Source organism: Methylacidiphilum sp. Yel (assembly GCF_004421185.1).
Classification (GTDB): Bacteria; Verrucomicrobiota; Verrucomicrobiia; order Methylacidiphilales; family Methylacidiphilaceae; genus Methylacidiphilum.
Genome location: NZ_LXQB01000059.1, coordinates 1 through 17,296, shown reverse-complemented (window position 1 = coordinate 17,296; position 17,296 = coordinate 1). Strand labels below are relative to the sequence as shown.

14 protein-coding genes are annotated in these 17,296 nt (G+C 42.9%); 5 read left to right on the top strand and 9 right to left on the bottom strand.

What is annotated here, in order from left to right; genetic code table 11:
• Positions 1-136: 136 nt before the first annotated feature.
• On the top strand, positions 137-2,065 hold the full coding sequence (locus tag A7Q09_RS08455) for a phospho-sugar mutase (RefSeq protein WP_134391025.1): 1,929 nt from the start codon (positions 137-139) through the stop codon (positions 2,063-2,065).
• Between the two features lie 94 nt (positions 2,066-2,159).
• Positions 2,160-3,818 (top strand): sodium:solute symporter, encoded by a 1,659-nt coding sequence (locus A7Q09_RS08450; protein ID WP_134391024.1) that lies wholly within the window; start codon positions 2,160-2,162, stop codon positions 3,816-3,818.
• A 320-nt stretch (positions 3,819-4,138) separates the two neighbouring features.
• On the opposite strand, the gene A7Q09_RS08445 is transcribed toward A7Q09_RS08450, so the two are convergent.
• From A7Q09_RS08445 to A7Q09_RS08435, 3 genes are all read right to left on the bottom strand, one after another.
• Positions 4,139-5,056 (bottom strand): aldolase, encoded by a 918-nt coding sequence (locus A7Q09_RS08445; RefSeq protein ID WP_134391023.1) that lies wholly within the window; start codon positions 5,054-5,056, stop codon positions 4,139-4,141.
• Between the two features lie 90 nt (positions 5,057-5,146).
• Entirely contained in the window at positions 5,147-5,923 is a 777-nt protein-coding gene (gene lpxA / locus A7Q09_RS08440) for an acyl-ACP--UDP-N-acetylglucosamine O-acyltransferase (RefSeq protein ID WP_134391022.1), read from the bottom strand.
• Between the two features lie 53 nt (positions 5,924-5,976).
• Positions 5,977-7,281: a bifunctional UDP-3-O-[3-hydroxymyristoyl] N-acetylglucosamine deacetylase/3-hydroxyacyl-ACP dehydratase gene (locus tag A7Q09_RS08435; RefSeq protein WP_134391027.1), complete on the bottom strand. Its 1,305-nt coding sequence runs from the start codon at positions 7,279-7,281 to the stop codon at positions 5,977-5,979.
• Positions 7,282-7,619: 338 nt separating this feature from the next.
• Here A7Q09_RS08435 and A7Q09_RS08430 point away from each other — a divergent pair, with 338 nt between their 5' ends.
• Positions 7,620-9,272, top strand: coding sequence for an ABC transporter substrate-binding protein (locus A7Q09_RS08430; RefSeq protein ID WP_244228622.1), 1,653 nt, complete (start codon positions 7,620-7,622; stop codon positions 9,270-9,272).
• Positions 9,260-9,814 (top strand): methylated-DNA--[protein]-cysteine S-methyltransferase, encoded by a 555-nt coding sequence (locus tag A7Q09_RS08425; RefSeq protein ID WP_244228621.1) that lies wholly within the window; start codon positions 9,260-9,262, stop codon positions 9,812-9,814. Before A7Q09_RS08430 ends, A7Q09_RS08425 begins: the two co-directional genes overlap by 13 nt.
• Before the next feature lie 21 nt (positions 9,815-9,835).
• Here A7Q09_RS08425 and A7Q09_RS08420 read toward each other — a convergent pair whose 3' ends face one another.
• The 5 genes from A7Q09_RS08420 to A7Q09_RS08400 all read right to left on the bottom strand — a co-directional run bounded on the left by A7Q09_RS08420 (position 9,836) and on the right by A7Q09_RS08400 (position 14,495).
• Positions 9,836-10,750, bottom strand: coding sequence for a class I SAM-dependent methyltransferase (locus A7Q09_RS08420; RefSeq protein ID WP_134391020.1), 915 nt, complete (start codon positions 10,748-10,750; stop codon positions 9,836-9,838).
• A 9-nt stretch (positions 10,751-10,759) separates the two neighbouring features.
• The gene (locus A7Q09_RS08415; RefSeq protein ID WP_134391019.1) at positions 10,760-11,566 is read right to left on the bottom strand and encodes an ABC transporter ATP-binding protein; all 807 of its coding nucleotides are present in this window, start codon (positions 11,564-11,566) and stop codon (positions 10,760-10,762) included.
• Positions 11,563-12,405 (bottom strand): ABC transporter ATP-binding protein, encoded by an 843-nt coding sequence (locus A7Q09_RS08410; protein WP_134391018.1) that lies wholly within the window; start codon positions 12,403-12,405, stop codon positions 11,563-11,565. Before A7Q09_RS08410 ends, A7Q09_RS08415 begins: the two co-directional genes overlap by 4 nt.
• A gap of 61 nt (positions 12,406-12,466) precedes the next feature.
• Positions 12,467-13,534, bottom strand: a complete 1,068-nt coding sequence (locus A7Q09_RS08405; protein WP_134391017.1) for an ABC transporter permease — start codon at positions 13,532-13,534, stop codon at positions 12,467-12,469.
• Positions 13,527-14,495, bottom strand: coding sequence for an ABC transporter permease (locus A7Q09_RS08400; RefSeq protein WP_134391016.1), 969 nt, complete (start codon positions 14,493-14,495; stop codon positions 13,527-13,529). The genes A7Q09_RS08405 and A7Q09_RS08400 overlap by 8 nt, the downstream gene beginning before the upstream one ends.
• Before the next feature lie 131 nt (positions 14,496-14,626).
• Between A7Q09_RS08400 and A7Q09_RS08395 the strand changes: the two genes are divergently transcribed.
• Positions 14,627-15,991 (top strand): hypothetical protein, encoded by a 1,365-nt coding sequence (locus tag A7Q09_RS08395; RefSeq protein ID WP_134391015.1) that lies wholly within the window; start codon positions 14,627-14,629, stop codon positions 15,989-15,991.
• Between the two features lie 125 nt (positions 15,992-16,116).
• Here A7Q09_RS08395 and A7Q09_RS08390 read toward each other — a convergent pair whose 3' ends face one another.
• A complete protein-coding gene (locus A7Q09_RS08390; RefSeq protein WP_134391014.1) occupies positions 16,117-17,073 on the bottom strand; it encodes a Uma2 family endonuclease in 957 nt (318 codons plus the stop codon).
• Positions 17,074-17,296 lie beyond the last annotated feature (223 nt).

Sequence of the window (17,296 nt, the reverse complement as noted above, 5' to 3'; positions counted from 1 at the left end):
GAGGCCGATGAGAGTGTCAGGGTCTATCAAAACCTCAACACCCTCATCGGAGAGCTTGCCCTGGCTAAATCTGGTCAGTTATCTCCAGGAATCCCCTGCCTTTAGGCATGGGGAGGATGTCAAGATAAAACTATATATGAACATTTCTTTACTCAATGCAATCGAAGCGGCCTTCAAGGATCACAAACTTCTCGAAGAAGCTTTTAAAAACCTTCATGCCTTCCTAAGCACTACTAATTTAACAACGATTGAAAAGGAATCTATCCAGGAACTGGTAGAGACCAACAACTGGGAAGAGCTCAATGAACGGTTTTATAAAAAGCTTTCTTTTGGAACCGGTGGTATTCGTGGCCGGACAATAGGAAGGGTTATCACTCAGGCCGAACGAGGGAATGCTGATCCCCATGGTCCTCCTCAATTTCCAGCTGTTGGCGTTAACTGCATGAACGATCGCAATGTTCGCAGCGCTGCCTTAGGTTTAGCTAATTACCTAAAAAGGAATTTTCCTGGCGAACCATTAAAAATTGTCATTTCCCATGATTCCCGTCATTTTTCTAGGTATTTTTCCGAACTTTGTGCAAGAGAATTACAAAAGGTTGGGCTAGAGGCTTTTCTTTTTGAGTCTCAGCGATCCACTCCCCAGCTTTCTTTTACTGTCAGATTGTTGAAGGCGCATGGTGGGATTATGATTACGGCAAGCCATAATCCTCCTTATGACAATGGCTTTAAAGCCTACTTTCGTGATGGATGCCAACTCATTGAACCTCACGCCTCTGAGGTCATAAAAGAAGTGGAGAAGATCGAATCTTCTCCAGATTTATGGACGTCCTCTGCCGAAGGCTCTTTGACTTATCTGGGACCAGATGCTGATAGAGCTTATATTGAAGCCGTCGAAACCGTCTGCCTTGATCCCAAAGCCTTTGCTAGCGCGAAAAAAAAACTAAAGGTAGTTTATACTCCCCTGCATGGGACTGGTATTGAAATCATTCCAAAGCTTTTCGACAGGCACGGAATTCACTACAGCCTTGTCCAAAGCCAATCGGTTCCAGACGGCAGCTTTCCTACCGTAAAGACTCCTAATCCTGAAGATCCTGCTGCCCTTTCACTAGCCGTCCAACAAGCAAAAGTAGAAAACAGCAATATTGTCATCGGAACCGATCCCGATGGAGATAGAATGGGAGCAGCAATAAAAAATCGAAATGGAGAATTCGTTCATTTAACTGGGAACCAGATTTTTGCCCTTTTTGCTTATTATAGAACCTCCAAACTTTTCCAACTTGGCATTCTGACTCCGGAAAATGCGCACAGAGCTGTGATAATTAAATCATTTGTAACGACTGATCTTATTAAAAAAATTGCCGAGCATTTTCATGTTCGATGCGTGGAAACGCTCACCGGTTTTAAATATATTGGTGCAAAGCTGTTAAAATATGAGAGGCAATCTGGCCTTGTGGATTACGACTCTCATCCTTTTGAAGAAAGGAGAGCTGTGCAACTCCAAAGAGGAACATATTTTATCTGCGGAGGAGAAGAAAGTTATGGGACTTCCTGTGGAGATTATGTAAGGGATAAGGATGCCAACAGCGCGGCACTGGAACTTATCGAAGTAGCTGGATGGGCAGCTATTCAATCGATGAATCTCTTAGAATATCTAGACTCCATTTACAATAGTTTTGGCTATTTTGCTGAAAAACTAGGGAGTTTAACTTTCGAAGGAGCTGAGGAGTCGGGCTACATTGCCGCCATTCTGCAATCTTATAGAAAAGAGCCTCCAAGAGAATTTCTTGGTCAAAAACTTCTATCCTTTGACGATTTTGGTCAGGAAGACCATTATGATAGCGAAGGAGATCTCATTCCAAAGGAAATCATGTTACATCTTCTCTTTGAAAATAACAACAAGCTGGTGGTCCGAGCATCAGGAACAGAGCCGAAAATAAAGTTTTATTTGTTTACCCACTTTCCAGTGACTAACAGACTTGAGCAAGTCAAAGAAGAGGCTCAGAACTTTTTGGAGAAATGGTGGGAAGCCATTCAGGAGGATGTTAGACGAAGAATAAGTAAGTAATTGTTGCAAAGCTGATTTTTGTTCATTGATTCTGTTTCATGTCTCTGTCTATTTTTGGCACTATAAATCTCAAAGAAAAAGGAAAACGAGCTAAATGTCTACATCCTTATGGCTTGATGGGCTAGTTATCCTTTTTTTTCTTTCTCTTATTTTTTGGATCGGTCTCTTGAGCAGCAAGAATGGTCAAGAGAAAAAATACGATGATCTCACCCTCGGAGGTAGAAAAATGCCCTGGTGGTCGATCCTAGGATCGATTATTGCTGCAGAAACAAGCGCTGGGGCCTTCTTAGGAACACCTGCTGAAGGCTACGTCCTTCAAAACTACACTTATTTACAACTTGCTCTAGGAACCATCCTAGCCAGAGTGATAATCGCTTTTTTTTTTATCAAGCCTTTTTTTCAACTGAAAGTTCATTCTATCTACCAATTTTTAGAACTTCGTTTTGGGCCACTTACCCAAAAGATCGCCTCTGCAATCTTTCTTTTGACTCGGGTGCTTGCCATGGGGACCCGACTTTATGTCGCGGCGATCATTCTAGTAGTTGGCACGCAAATCCTCTTCCAGAATCCTCTCAGTCCATTGCAGGAAGTGACACTCTACTTCTTTTCCATTGTTCTGATCAGTACTTTTACGGCTATTTATACCACCCTTGGGGGAATCAAAGCGGTCATCTGGACTGATCTCATCCAAGCTCTAGTGATGCTTCTAGGCGGTATTTTTGCTTTCTGGATTCTTGTAGAAAAACTCTCTTATGTTTATCCCTGTGCCACACTTTTCCATAAACTCATCGATCGACCCTGGGTTACTATGGGCATTATCCCCTCAAAAGGTCTGCTTGAAAACTTGCTAGTGATTCTGGCCATCGATTATACCATATGGTCGGCGTTGATCGGTTCGACTTTTACTACCATGGCCACGCATGGGACCGATCAAGACATCGTCCAGCGGTTGCTCACGGCAAAAGATTACCAGAAAAGTAGGCTTTCGTTAATCCTCTCTGGATTTGCTGATATACCAATCGGTTTTCTTTTCCTTTCCATAGGCCTTTTGTTATCTTTTTTCTACTCGACGCATGCCGATTCTGCTCTGCCGGCAAATCCAAACGAAATATTCCCATATTTTATCATCACTCAGCTCCCTTCGGGCATTCGAGGCATTGTCATAGCCGCGATTTTTGCCACAGCTACAGGTTCGTTAAGTGCGGCTTTGAATGCGTTGGCCACCTCTTTTTGTCAGGATTGGCTGCATCCCCCGATGGATGCCATCCCCGATGAGAAAAAAAAGGTTTCTATCCTGCGTGCTGCCACCATTGGTTTTACTTTTCTCACTTCCCTTATCGGGATTGGTACAGCGATTTATGTAGTTTACTCACCTGAAGCAAGAATATTGCCGATTATTCTTGGGATCATTGGCTTTACTTATGGACCACTACTTGGTGTTTTTCTTTTGGGGATACTGACTAGAACAAGAGGCAGCGACAAAAAAAATGCCTACGCCATGGCTGCAGGTTTTCTTGCCGTATTGGTTCTAAGTGGCCCTCTGTTTGGAGGGGATCCAAAAACTAATGCGCATGGTTCTTTAATGCCCTTTCCAATGCCTCATATTGCTTTCCCTTGGAGAATATGTATTGGAGCCCTAACAACCTTTTGCATTGGGCTGGTATTTGGAGAAAAAGAAAAGATTCCTCCCCAGAGTGACTCTCCTCTTTCCCCTAATGGGGATGGGCTTCTAACCGCATCTGGTAAGCAGTAGGCTCTTGCCGAAGGGAACATTCCGCCGCCTCCAATGCTCTGAACCCCTACTGAGCGCTTTGAGGGAGAGGTGGCTGGTGACTTTAACTTCTAAAGTGGCTTTGAGAAACTCGTTTTTGCCAGGTCAAGATTGGTTTTCTTCTCTAGCTGCAAGGTGCATGTTCTCACTCAGGGTCCAGAGGCGAATAGACTCCACGGCCCATCAGGGAGGATAGCTTCTAAGCAACTGGAAATTCCTTTGAGGAGGTCAATTCAGTCCCATGAGCGACTTCTTGCAAACCGAAAGAAACCTAGATGAAAGGAAATGAGCCATCTTTTTCTCTACGATTCTTTATAGATGGCGAAAGCTTCCTCCACGGATGCTCCATCAAAAGTAATAGCAGCAATTGCATTACAAAAAGCTACTGCTTCGCTCAAGGATTTTTGGTGAATGTTCCTTCCTGTGGCATTCCCATAAGTACCGCCGATATGGATTTGGCCATGTAACCTGCTTAGGAAATCCTTGACGGCTGTTTCTTTCCCACCAGCGCAGATAAGTCTTGTTCTTCCCGCGGCCGCTACCGCTTCTTTCAGTGCTAGGTTTGGATCACCTTCTTTTACCGAAGGCGGATTTACCTTAACAAAATCTGCTCCGAGGCATGCGCCCAATCCAGCGGCTCCCGCTACAAGATGCGGATCAGTTTCGTTGCTCACTGCTTTCCCACGAGGATAGGCCCATATAATAGCAATTAGTCCACGCTGATGGGCTTCGAAAACAAGTTGTGCAGCTTCCTTAAGCATCTGTGGTTCGAATTCACTGCCTGGATAGATCGTATAACCTACCCCAACAATAGGGACAGGCTTGGTCTCCAAAAAATAATCGAGTTGTTCAAAGGAAAGCCAAAGAAGACTTAAAGGGTCTCTCTGAGCAGTTTTTACCAGATGCGTCTTACTGTTGAGCTTGACGACGTATCGTACATTCGGATAATCCATTCCATAGCGAGCAATAAGTCCAAGCTGTGTAGCAAAGGCTCCGATCCGCGCTTTACTTGCAATTTTAAACAAATGCTCAGGATCAGCGTCTTCGGGAGAAATGCCAGGGCCGTAAAAATCGTCGTTCAAATGCTCCACCTTCTGATCCCCAGCCATCAGCATCAGTCGTCCTGATCCTTGGGTGATCTCAAAAAAAATCCGCTTGTAGGTATCTTTTTTTGATTGAGGGACATCCAGCGGCACTTTGATTTCATCTAAACTGATCATGAAAAACCTCCTTTTAGATATAAACAAAGAGTGAAACCAAAAAGTTTCAAATTCATATTTGCCTCAAGGCTATCAGAGAGAATCAAGCAGCTAGCGAATAACGCCTCGTTCAGAATCTTTGATAAAACGGATGATGGCCATAAGCTCTTGAGTTTTTTCAGTGACTTTTTCTAACTCTTCTAAGGCCTGGGAAATGTTTAATCCCCCATCTAGGAGTAGTTTTAAGGCAAACTTGAGACTTTTAATCTGTGCTTCAGAAAAATGATTTCTTTTTAAACCGACAAGGTTGAGGGAACGGAGCTTAGCAGGATTGCCATCCACTAGAGAAAATGGGATCACATCTTGAACAACCTTCGTGCAGCCGCCAATCATCGAGAATCTCCCAATCCGACAAAACTGATGTACAGCCGAAAGACCGCCTATTGTGACATGGTCTTCTACCACTACATGTCCAGCCAGTGTGGCATTGTTAGAAAACACACACCAGTCTCCTATTCGACAATCGTGAGCGATATGGGTGTAGGCCAGAAAATGGTTGTAAGAGCCGATTTCAGTCGTTTGTCCCTTAAAGGTAGAACGATGAACGGTAGAAAATTCCCTAAAAACGTTGTTTTTTCCGATTTTAAGATACGTAGGCTCTCCTTGATATTTTAAATCCTGGGATTTCTCACCAATCACACAAAAAGAATAAAATTCGTTTTCCGGGCCAATTTCAATCTGTCCTTTGAGAACGGCATGCGGATGAATGATACAATAGTCTCCAATCTTTACCCCTTCACCAATATAAGCATAGGGACCTATTTCGACTCCAGCGCCTATCTGTGCCTTTGAACTTACAACTGCCGTGGGATGAATAGAGGTCTGCATTACCAATTCATTAGGTTTTCTATCACACGATCCACCACTTCCGACCGGTAGGCTTAACCGTCAACCAAGGCAAAGAGAAGCTCTCCTTCGCACACCGTCTCCTTGTTGACATAGCATTTCCCAAAAGCTTTTCCAATCTTCCCTCTTGCCTTAGTCATTTCCACTTCGATGATCAGCGTGTCCCCCGGCATCACCGGCTTTCGAAACTTCACCTTGTCGGCGCTCATAAAGTAACCGAGTTTGCCCGCATTCCCTGCTTTTCTCAACAGAAGGATACTGGCTAGCTGAGCCATTGCTTCAATTTGAAGCACCCCCGGCATAATGGGATGACCAGGAAAATGGCCTTGAAAGTAGGCTTCGTTCATCGTCACCGCTTTCTGGCCTATGGCTTTTACGTCATCCTGAAAACCGAGCACTCGATCCAACATTAAAAATGGATAGCGATGCGGAAGAATCTTCATCACCTCATTGATATCTAAGGCTCCTTCCCCAACGGGTATATTTTCAAGGGGCATCAAATGGGAAAGATAATTCTTATAGGCTTTCTGTATTTCTCTGATAAATTTGACATTCAGAAAATGACTAGGCCGAGCGGCCACAACTCTGGCTTTCAATCTTTTGGGAAAGAGAGCAAAGTCTCCAATCATGTCAAAAATTTTGTGTCTGACAAACTCGTTTTCAAACCGCAAAGGCTGCTGACTATAGACTGCTTCCCCCCTAATGACAATCGCATTATCAAGACTGCCTCCTTTAATCAACCCTTTTTCGATAAGAGGGACCAGTTCCTCATAAAAGACGAAAGTTCGGGCAGGGGCAATTTCTGTTACAAAACTTTTGATATCGTACTGCCAACTAAAATACTGCGTAAACAGTCCTGTGTGACTGACATGGGTACAACTAATCGAGAAGTTCTGATCTGGCCAGGCGGCAATGTATGCTCCATCCTCTCCTTCGACCCAAACTGGTTCCCTCAGCTCAAAAAAAGAAACTGCTTTATCCTGTTCGACCGTTCCAACTTTTAAGATTTCATTGACTAGGAACATGCCACTGCCATCTCCAATCGGTGGCTCATTGGCATTCAGTTCAATGAGAGCATTATCCACCCCACAGCCTCTTAAAGCAGCTAAAACATGTTCAACGGTATGAACCTTGACGTTTCCTTCTCCTATAGTCGTCGCTCGTTCTGTTTGCCTGACGTTATCAACCGAGACCTGCACGGTGGGTTCATCGGGAAGATCAACCCTTTTAAATACATAGCCACTGTCAGCTTCCGCTGGCTTAATGACAATTCTGACCGGATTCCCTGTATGTAGGGACAGTCCTTCCACGCTCACCGGTTCGCGTATAGTCCTTTGCATTATCACAATGATCAACTCCTTTTGATTCCGCCTCTCTTATAAAAAGATCTAAAGTGGCCTTTTTGCAAGATTGTTCTGTTGCGTTTTTGTTCAATTTTGTTTTTTTCAATAAGATGATACCTTTTAACCCCGTGCGATTCCACCGATGCTTTTTTTCCTATGAAACCTTTTTTTTATTCCATCCCTCTGATGCAATAAAAAAAGGGGAAAAAAGGAATTCCCTAGCCCTATTGTGGTTTCTTTTCTTTCTTTTGCTTTTCTCTTTCCTAGCTGGAGGATGTAACCGACAAAGAAAAATCCAAAAGGCGCAGCGATCAGCATATCCTTTCTTTGAGGAAATGGAAACATCTTCCATGTTTAAAGGAAAACAAGGAGGCATATTCATAGAAACGAGTGCCGCAGAGCCTTCTACTTTTAATTGGCTTGTCTCAGAAGATGCTACTTCTGCTTCGTTCCTTAATCTGATGTTTGATAGTCTGCTTTCCTATGATCCAATAGAAGATCATGTGATCCCAGGGCTGGCAAAGCAGTGGGAGATAGCTCCCGACAATAAAACTTTTCGCTTTAGACTCAGAAAAGGGCTGAGTTGGAGTGATGGCGTACCGCTGACCGCTGATGACGTGCTCTTTAGCTTTGCCTGCATTTACGATCCCCGATTCCCTAACCGGAATGCGTATGATCTTTCTGTAAACGGAAAACCTTTTAAAGTAGAAAAGATCGATGATCAAACTATTCAGATCCAAACTCCTGAAATCTTCGCTCCTTTCTTACGCTACATGTCAGGCTTTCCATTGATGCCCAAGCATATCCTCGAACCCTATTTCAAGGATGGATCTTTACAAAACCAATGGAATATAAGCACAGCCAAAAAAGATCCTAAGTCGATTGTTACAAGCGGCCCCTTTTTGATTCTTTCTTATAATCCTGGAGAACGAATCGTTCTAGAAGCTAATCCCAGATACTGGAAAAAAGCCAATGGGGATATCCGCTTGCCTTATATCGATTATTTAATTGTCAAGTTCGTCAAGGATGCTAACGCCAGCTTGATTGCTTTTGCTTCAGGTCAAACAGACATCGAAGGTATCAGCCCAGACAACGTCGCATGGGTTCAAAAAGGGGAAAAGATTTATCACTATACCATTTACGACAGAGGTCCCTCTACCGCTTCTTCCTTTCTTTGGTTTAATCAGAACCCTGGGAAAAATAAAAACAATCTCCCTTATGTCATTCCTTACAAGCTCAAATGGTTTCAAAATAGACTCTTCCGCCAAGCCATTTCTTATGCCATTGATAGGGAAGGGATTATTAATGGCGTGCTTTTTGGAAGGGGGACCCCACTATGGGGCCCTGAAACCCCTGCTAATGTAAAATGGTATAACCCGAACGTTAAAAAGTATCCCTATAATCCTAGCCTTGCTTTGCAGCTTCTAGAACAGGCTGGATTCCACCGGGATGCCACTGGCAGACTTTTTGATCAGGAAAACCATCCAGTTTCTTTTACGCTTCTGACCAATCAAGAAAATCCAATCCGCACGGCCATGGCTACCATCTTTAAAGAAAACTTAAAACAGATAGGCATTGAAGTGCTCCTGCAATTCATCGACTTTGGCACGCTCGTAACCAAAATTAGTGATAGTTACGATTATGAAGCCTGTTTGCTTGGACTAACGGGAGGAGGAGATCCTGCCGATGGCATGTCTGTGTTCATGAGCAAAGGAAGACTGCATCAGTGGTATCCTAACCAACCACAGCCTGCCACCCCCTGGGAAGCAGAAATAGACAGGCTTATGATCGAACAGTTAACTACCTTGGATGAGGCGAAGAGGATTCAATGCTGGTTTAAAGTTCAAGAAATTATGAGTGAGGAGCAGCCGTATATCTATCTGGTAACTCCAAATACATATGTTGGATTGAAAAACCGGTGGCGGAATGTAAAAATTCCCCGCATCGGGCCATTAGTCTGGAATATAGAAGAAATATGGACGCCATGACTTCCACACAAAATCGGTCCAAAGAGCATATCTTTCTTGAGAGTGCTCTTGGGCCTGTGAGGATAGTTTTAATCGAAGGTCTTCCAACAAGACTCCAACGGATTGACCCAAACATTCCTCACTTATCTAAATGGATTCTAGAAAGTCAAAGGCAATCGCCCATGCTTTTTAGCCTACTGTCCAAGAGTCTACTAAACGGGGATAATTTTGAGGGAGACATTTGGCTTCAAGGGCTTTCCCCCTTTTACAAAATGGTATTGGAACGGGTAAAAACAATTCCCAAAGGGACAGTTAAAACTTACAGTCAACTTGCAGAAGAATTAGGGCATCCTCTTGCTGTTAGGGCTGTTGGATCCGCCCTAGCAAAAAATCCTTTGCCTCTGCTGATTCCCTGTCATCGCGTGATTAAAAAAAATGGCCAAATTGGCCATTATAGCTTGGGCGGAAAGTCAATGAAAGAAAAACTCCTTATGATGGAAGGGGTGCGGGTTGATAAAGATAAAAAAATAAAATTTTCTTCTCTTGCCTCCTCTCAAAGCTAGGTAGCTTACTAATGTCTTTGCCTAACGCCTTACTTCTATCCAGCAACAGGCTGGCAGCTCACTCAAAGGTATATCTGGTAAAGGAAACGGACCGTGAAGCAACGAAAGCTGCAAGTTTTTTTTGGCTGCTACTTTTTGGGCTTTTAAAAAAAGCCCCTTTGTTTGCAACTTTCTGTAGTTGGTTGAAAGAAAAAGGGTTGTTACTTCCTCTGAACAGAGATCCAATACTTGATCAAGCATTAGCTCAAAATCTCTAGGAAAAGAAAAATGCTTGCCATGCCTACCACAGGAAAAAGTGGGGGGATCAATAATGATATGATCAAATCCAATATGTTTTTTGCGGAGTAGCTTCAAAGATTCTCGGGCATCAATGGCCAAAAATGTGTGCTCAGTGGGCGCAACTCCATTGAGCCTGTAATTTTCTTTGCCCCATTCCAAAAATTTAGCCGAAAGGTCCACATTCCAACTTTGACCTCCAGCAACAGCAGCACATAGTCCAAAAGAACAGCTGAAAGCAAATAGATTTAAAAGCCTGCCGATTTTCCTCTTTCTTAAAAATATCCGATTTTGTCTTTGATCTATGAATAAGCCTGGAGAACTACCTCCATGAAATCGGATCGAGTAAGAAAGCCCATTTTCATGACAAATAGTTTCTAAGGGAAAAGACTGTTCTCCATAGAGTTGTAGAAGCCCCTCAGAGGCAGAGCCTGCTTTTTTAAAACGCTTTTTTAAAAATACCCTTCTACAGGATAATCCATGGGATCGGATCCAACAAAAGAGCGATTCAACCACCTCTTCTTTTCTTTGTTCTTCGTTTAAGATCACTACATAGTCTTCCCCATACCTTTCTATCCATCCCCATTCCGATGTATAGACTCGATGAATGTCTGTTAAAGATCGTTGAAAAGAAGCTAAAATAGTCGAATTGATCCACATAGAATGTCGCTAGATGGAAGGAATGGATGCAATGAGTTTTTTTGTATACGCATCTTTTGGATGTTTATAAATTTCTTCTGGTGTTCCTTCTTCCACAATCCTCCCTTTATTGAGCACAAGCACGTAATCGCTGAGGTATTCGACCACAGCTAAATCATGTGAAATGAAAAGGTAGGAAAGGTTAAATTCTTGCTGTAGATCCATTAACAAATTAATGATCTGTGCCTGCACCGACACATCCAGTGCACTTACAGGTTCATCGCATATTATTAGTTTCGGTCCGACGGCTAAGGCCCGGGCTATGCCGATCCGTTGTCGTTGACCTCCGCTAAATTCATGAGGGTATCGATACAGATGCTCAGCACTGAGTCCGACTTTTTCGAGAAGCTCAACAATTTTTTCTTTTTTTTGTTTTTTCTCCATGCCTGGAAAGTGGATATCTAGTGGTTCTCTTAAAATCGATTCAATAGTGAGCCTAGGGTTCAAAGAGTTGTGGGGATCCTGGAAAATCATCTGTATTTTTTTTCTATACGGGCGAAATTGCTTCTGGCTTAGATTGTGAATTGGCTTACCTTCGTAAAGAATGGAACCAGAGGTTGGGTCTTGCAGTCTGACGATCGTTCTGCCTATAGTCGTTTTCCCGCTACCGCTTTCACCAACGAGTCCAACAGTTTGTCCTTCTTTAATGGTAAAGCTAATATCGTCAACCGCCTTAACCCACTCTTTCGACCGGCCGAATAGGCTTTTTCGAATGGGGAAATAGACTTTAAGTGAATTAACGCTAAGCAGGGGAGAGGAAACAGTAGGTCCAGTCATAAGTTCAGGGAAGATTCTATTAAAGAATAATCGATAGCACGCAATCTTTTCCCTTTTTCTCCAAGTCTTGGGACACAATCAATCAAAGCCTTGGTATAGGGATGGGTGGGGGAATAAATCACTTTTTCAGTTGGGCCTTCTTCAACGACTTGCCCTCTGAACATCACCACCACCCGATCAGAAAAGCCTTTGACTATACCAAAATTATGAGTAATCAGCAATACAGACATGGCCAGATCCTTCTGAATTTTAGCGAAAAGTTCTAGTATCTGCGCTTGGATGGTGACATCAAGGGCTGTAGTAGGTTCATCAGCAACAAGAAGCTTTGGTTTACATAGCAGGGCCATGGCGATCATCACTCTTTGCTGCATGCCTCCGCTCAGTTCATGAGGGTAGCTTTTCCAGACCATTTGACAATCAACGATTCCTACCTTTTGCAGCACCTCTAAGCCAACAGACTTCTTGTCTTTGAGATGAGGTTGGTGTAGTTCAATAGCCTCCAAAAGTTGAAAACCAATTGAATAGACTGGATTCAAAGAGGTCGAGGGTTCTTGAAAAACATAAGCGATTTCTCCGCCACGATACTTTCGTAATTCTTTTTGCGACAGGGACAATAGGTCTACTCCCTCATAAAGAATTTTCCCTTTTTTATAGATAGCAGGAGGACTCTCCAAAAGTTTTGTCAAAGACAGTGCGGTCACCGATTTACCACTTCCACTTTCCCCGACAATAGCAACCGACTCTGCCTTTTCTATTGAAAAACTGACGCCACGCAGAGCAGGGATTTCACCGGACTGAGTCAAGAAATGGACATGAAGGTCTTCTACTTGTAGAAGCATGCGTACGATATCCTATTAGGTTGAAACTTTTTTTTCTTTGCTATCAATCAATTTATATAGATTAACCTCTTTTTGTTTGATAAATACGAAATTTTGGATCCACAAGATCCCTAAGCACATCGCCTAGCATATTAAAAGCTACCACGGTTATCAAAATAGCAATTCCAGGAGTCAACAACCACCAGAAATTGAGCATGAACACCTTCATATCCTGGGCTTGTGCTAGCATAAGCCCCCAGGAAGCAGAAGGTTCCTGAATACCAAGGCCAAGAAAGCTCAAAGCTGCTTCTCCTAAAATATATCCAGGAATCGATAAAGCGGCCGACACAAGTAAATAACTCGCCAGGTTAGGGAGGAGGTGTTTGAGGAGGATCTTAATCGAGGATTGACCCAGAACAATGGCTGCATCGACAAAGGTTTGGGATCGTAGAGAAAGAACCAATCCCCTGATCACTCTGGCAAATCCTGACCAACCAATGAAACTCAGGATGATGACGATAAGGAAGTAGACCTGAGCGGAACTAAACTTCACCCCAAAGATGCCTCTCAAAGCCAGCAAGAGATAAAGAGCCGGTACGGCCATTAAAAACTCAGTCAGCCGCATCACTACATTGTCGAACCATCCTCCATAATACCCTGAGAGCCCACCGATCAATAAGCCTAGAATCATGGTAATAGAGACCCCAATCAGTCCGATACTCAAAGAAACTTGGGAGCCATACACTAATCTTGAAAACACGTCTCTTCCCGTATTATCACTACCCAACAAATAAACTCGATCCGGCTTCTCTACCCCAAAAAGATGGATATCAGAAGGAAAAATTCCAAGCAATCGGTAGGCATACCCATGGACGAACCATTTCAGAGGACAAAATTCACCCTCGATCACTTTATAAGTTGCTGAGGATGGATCTACATTTTTGTAACGTGCCACCACGAACCTAGCGGAGTGCCAATAAATTTTTGTCGGTGGATGATAGGTTTTCTTTAGATCTTGATCGGAAGGTTCGTAGGGAGCTAGAAAAGGAGCCAAAATCGCTATAAGATACAGCAACAAAAGGATGAGGCAAGCAGAACCCCCAAAAGGATTTCTCAATAGTTCTTTAATATAAGATCTTTTCTCATTCATGATGGACGATTCGGGGATCAACCCAAGCCAAAAGAATGTCTGCAATCAAATTCCCTAAAACTAATAAAAGACAACTAAAGACTACGGAGCCTAAAACCACAAATTGGTCCTGTTTCATCAACGCTGAATAAATCAGCTGCCCAATTCCTGGATAGTTCATTATGTTTTCTACTAAAAGAGAGCCGCTCAATAGCCCAGCGATAACATAACCAAAGGTACTTATTAAGGGGTTGATAGCATTGCGTAGCACATGCCTGAACATGACGACATTTTCAGGAAGTCCCTTGGCTCTGGCCGTTAACACATAATCAGCACGGATCGCATCTAAAAAACTACCTCTCATTATCCGCATCATGTTGGCAATCCCTCCGATACCGAGGACAACAGTGGGAAGCACAAGATGATAGGCTATGTCTACTAATTTGTCTATAGGAGAAAGAAAAGGATACTCTATGGATGTTAATCCTCCGATGGGGAACCAACCAGTTCGAGCTGCAAAGTAAACGGCCAGGAGGGCTAAAAAAAATTCTGGAAAAGAAATGGAAATGTATGCTAAAAAAGAGCTGAGTCGATCTAGTAGAGAATCTTTGTAAATAGCAGACAATACACCAATTGGGATAGCAATGCACCAGGCTAGTAATAGAGAACTTAGATTCAACAAAAGGGTAGCTTGCACCCTTTGCATCAGCAACTCGATCACAGACATTTTATAAATCCAAGAGTAACCAAAATCACCATGAAGTACGTTGTTCAGCCATAAAAAATACCGCTCATACCATGGTTTATCCAAACCAAATTTCTTTTCCAATGCCTCAATCATTTGGGGACTGATATCTCTTTCGGCCTTCAAGGGGGTTAAATAGTTCGTTTGGGTCAAAGACATTAAGAAAAAAACCATAAAAGTGACCCCAAGCAAAAGAGGAATAAGAGCTAATAGCCTGCGGAGGATAAATAAAATCATAATGATGGAAGATGGAAAAACCTAACAATAAACTTTCTGACTTTAATCATCAACTAAAGTCAACAGCTTGCAGATTCATTAGTAAGGATTATGATAAAAAAGCTCTTGCATAAGATAAAAGAAAAAACACAATGTACAAGAATTTAGCTTATTTGGTTCTAATACTCTCATTGCTTTTCATAGGCCTCATCGTGAGCTTTTTTTCTATCATAGACGGATATATTTCAAGTCAAAGGTTTAGAAAATTTCTTTCTCAAAAAATCACCGAAGCCATTCAGGTAGAAGGTAGTTTTGAGCCATTGCATCTACAGGGAAATCTCCTCTTAACCGATAAATATACCGGTAGAGGAAAACCATCTAGCCCCATCGAAAGCATAGTCGGATCAAACATCGAATGCCAGCTTTTGCTACGAAAAATTTTTTCTGGTTCTTGGTACATCGAACAGCTTAATGTGAACAATCTAGAAGTCGTCTTTAAAGAACAATTTCCTAAAGAACTTTCCACGGGTTCTCCAAATCTATCATTAGCCTCCTATAGTGAAGCAGACTCTCCGCATAAAGAAGCTTTTTATAAAAATTTGATTCCAACAAAAGTGGAATTAAAAAAGGTTGTCATCAACAACTGCACTTTAAAATGGCCTAAACAAATCGCCGGAGGAGGCAAGCTTTACAGTATGTCAGTAGAGCTCTTGAAATCTCCTGGGACGGATATGTGGATAGCTCAAGGAAAAGGAGGACACCTTACTGTCGGTTCTTTGGGTCCATTCAGAATAAAAGAGCTATTCCTAAAAATTTTTTCTGATGGTCTCTATATCTCCAAGTTTGTTGTGGTGAGTGAACCTCATGGCCAAATAGAAGCCAATGGCGAATGGAAATGGGCAAGCAAAGAAAAAAATATGGAATTGACTTTAGACTCCCTGCCACTACCCCTCTTTCTGCCTGCCTCATGGAAAGGAAAAATAGATGGAGATATCAATGGGAAAACTTTCTTAAGCCAGTCTCCAACTATGGAGACTTCTCTTGAGGGGACTATTTATTTGAAAAATGGAGCGATCGAAGCTCTTCCCTTGATAGCTTCTTTAGCACTACTAGGGACAACAAACAGGCTACCTATTGATATAGGCAAAGCAAACCTTTTTGTTTCAAACAGCAAAACGGAACTTTCCAATATCGAAATGGAATGCAAAGGAAAAATCAGAATCGAAGGTCAAATCGAAGTTATAGGAGATCAAATTCATGGAAAGCTTTTTACAGGGATTAATCCAGAGCAGCTTGAATTCCTACCTGGGGCTAAAGAAAAGGTTTTTTCCCAAGAAAAGAACGGCTATCAATGGACAACGGTGAATATTAGTGGATCCCTCCAAAACCCTAGCGAAGACCTCACCCCAAGGCTTACCGCTGCGGCCACAGAAACAATTAAAGAAAGTGCAGGTCAAATTATCCAATCAGCTCTGGATTTTATAAAAAAAATCCAAAAGAAAAGCCCTTCCAACTAATTTCCTTGGAAATATTCTTGGTAGTTGATTCGGCGTTCCCAGAGTGATCCTTTTGGTCTATGATTGATAATAACGATCTTCGGCTCGTGATATTTCCAGCCTCCGTAATGCTTTTCCTGCCCTTGTTATGCCGTTGGATGGGAGGGAAGAGTCAAAGCCTGCTGTATGCGCTGGATAAGCTGATAGGCCTGGGATGTCAGCTGCGGGTTGTGTTCATCTTTAATAGCGTAGAGCTGTGGGAAAAATCTTATTAGATAAAACCCTTCCGGTACTCCGTCCTGAATCCACTGTGGATCGATTGCTAGGTTTGGGAAAAGAGGGGAGCAGAAGAGCTCGCCAGCCATAAATTCAGCTGATTTGTGGAGCTTTCCAGAAGCAAGTCTGTATACCGTTAGCTTTGGGGAATACACGTTGGTTACTTCTCCAACAATCCAGACTTCCTTAACCTGGGTTGCTTCATAAAGCTTCAAATGGAGATCTATTTTTGTCAGGCTCTTATCCTGAATCAGTTCTTTGAATATGGGAGCCCATTTTGAGGTGCTCTTCTGCTTCCATAATTTTTTCTCCTCACCCACCACCACTTTTTCAAGATTGGAATAGGAAAGGATTTCCACCACAAGATCAGGAGCCTCTACCGCATAACGCTGTCCTCTTTTCCCTATGGGTTGAATCGCTGTCTGCAGCCGTTCCCTACTAAAATAGGATAAATCTGGCCTGTAAGACCTAAATCCAGAAACGAATATTTCCTCTTCTATTCCAACACCATTAGGATTGCCACACTGCTGGCAGTAAAATGATAATATGCGATAGAATGCATTGCGCCTGTTGTTATGAACTTTGTCTGAAGCTGGGGACATTTCCAGTTCTCCGTATTCGTTGAGCAGGGCTGGGAAATCTTCTGGCAGTTCCAGATACTGCTCTATCGTTATGGGTTCGCCATCAGCCCTGGCTATTCTCCCACTGAGGACGATGCATTTAGGGAAATCTTTGGGTAGTGCGGCAAGCCAGTCCTCGTTGAATGCTTCTGGAATTTCTAGTTCCACTGGGCCCTGGCTGCGTGTAGCCTCTTCGGTAGGGTGCATGTCTTGACTATATCAAGATAGAGGGCTGTTTTCTATTTTTTTTTTTCTGCAGCCTGCTTCTTGGTCTGTGTGTGTCTTTCCTTCTTAATGTTCCGACCCTTTGACATCCTCCCCATGCCTAAAGGCAGGGGATTCCTGGAGATAACTGACCAGATTTAGCCAGGGCAAGCTCTCCGATGAGGGTGTTGAGGTTTTGATAGACCCTGACACTCTCATCGGCCTC

Bases quoted from the DNA above. Each gene is read 5' to 3' on its own strand.
- A7Q09_RS08455 (WP_134391025.1), top strand. From the start codon at position 137: ATGAACATTTCTTTACTCAATGCAATCGAAGCGGCCTTCAAGGATCAC.
- A7Q09_RS08450 (WP_134391024.1), top strand. From the start codon at position 2,160: ATGTCTACATCCTTATGGCTTGATGGGCTAGTTATCCTTTTTTTTCTT.
- A7Q09_RS08445 (WP_134391023.1), bottom strand. From the start codon at position 5,056: ATGATCAGTTTAGATGAAATCAAAGTGCCGCTGGATGTCCCTCAATCA.
- lpxA (WP_134391022.1), bottom strand. From the start codon at position 5,923: ATGCAGACCTCTATTCATCCCACGGCAGTTGTAAGTTCAAAGGCACAG.
- A7Q09_RS08435 (WP_134391027.1), bottom strand. From the start codon at position 7,281: ATGCAAAGGACTATACGCGAACCGGTGAGCGTGGAAGGACTGTCCCTA.
- A7Q09_RS08430 (WP_244228622.1), top strand. From the start codon at position 7,620: ATGGAAACATCTTCCATGTTTAAAGGAAAACAAGGAGGCATATTCATA.
- A7Q09_RS08425 (WP_244228621.1), top strand. From the start codon at position 9,260: ATGGACGCCATGACTTCCACACAAAATCGGTCCAAAGAGCATATCTTT.
- A7Q09_RS08420 (WP_134391020.1), bottom strand. From the start codon at position 10,750: ATGTGGATCAATTCGACTATTTTAGCTTCTTTTCAACGATCTTTAACA.
- A7Q09_RS08415 (WP_134391019.1), bottom strand. From the start codon at position 11,566: ATGACTGGACCTACTGTTTCCTCTCCCCTGCTTAGCGTTAATTCACTT.
- A7Q09_RS08410 (WP_134391018.1), bottom strand. From the start codon at position 12,405: ATGCTTCTACAAGTAGAAGACCTTCATGTCCATTTCTTGACTCAGTCC.
- A7Q09_RS08405 (WP_134391017.1), bottom strand. From the start codon at position 13,534: ATGAATGAGAAAAGATCTTATATTAAAGAACTATTGAGAAATCCTTTT.
- A7Q09_RS08400 (WP_134391016.1), bottom strand. From the start codon at position 14,495: ATGATTTTATTTATCCTCCGCAGGCTATTAGCTCTTATTCCTCTTTTG.
- A7Q09_RS08395 (WP_134391015.1), top strand. From the start codon at position 14,627: ATGTACAAGAATTTAGCTTATTTGGTTCTAATACTCTCATTGCTTTTC.
- A7Q09_RS08390 (WP_134391014.1), bottom strand. From the start codon at position 17,073: ATGCACCCTACCGAAGAGGCTACACGCAGCCAGGGCCCAGTGGAACTA.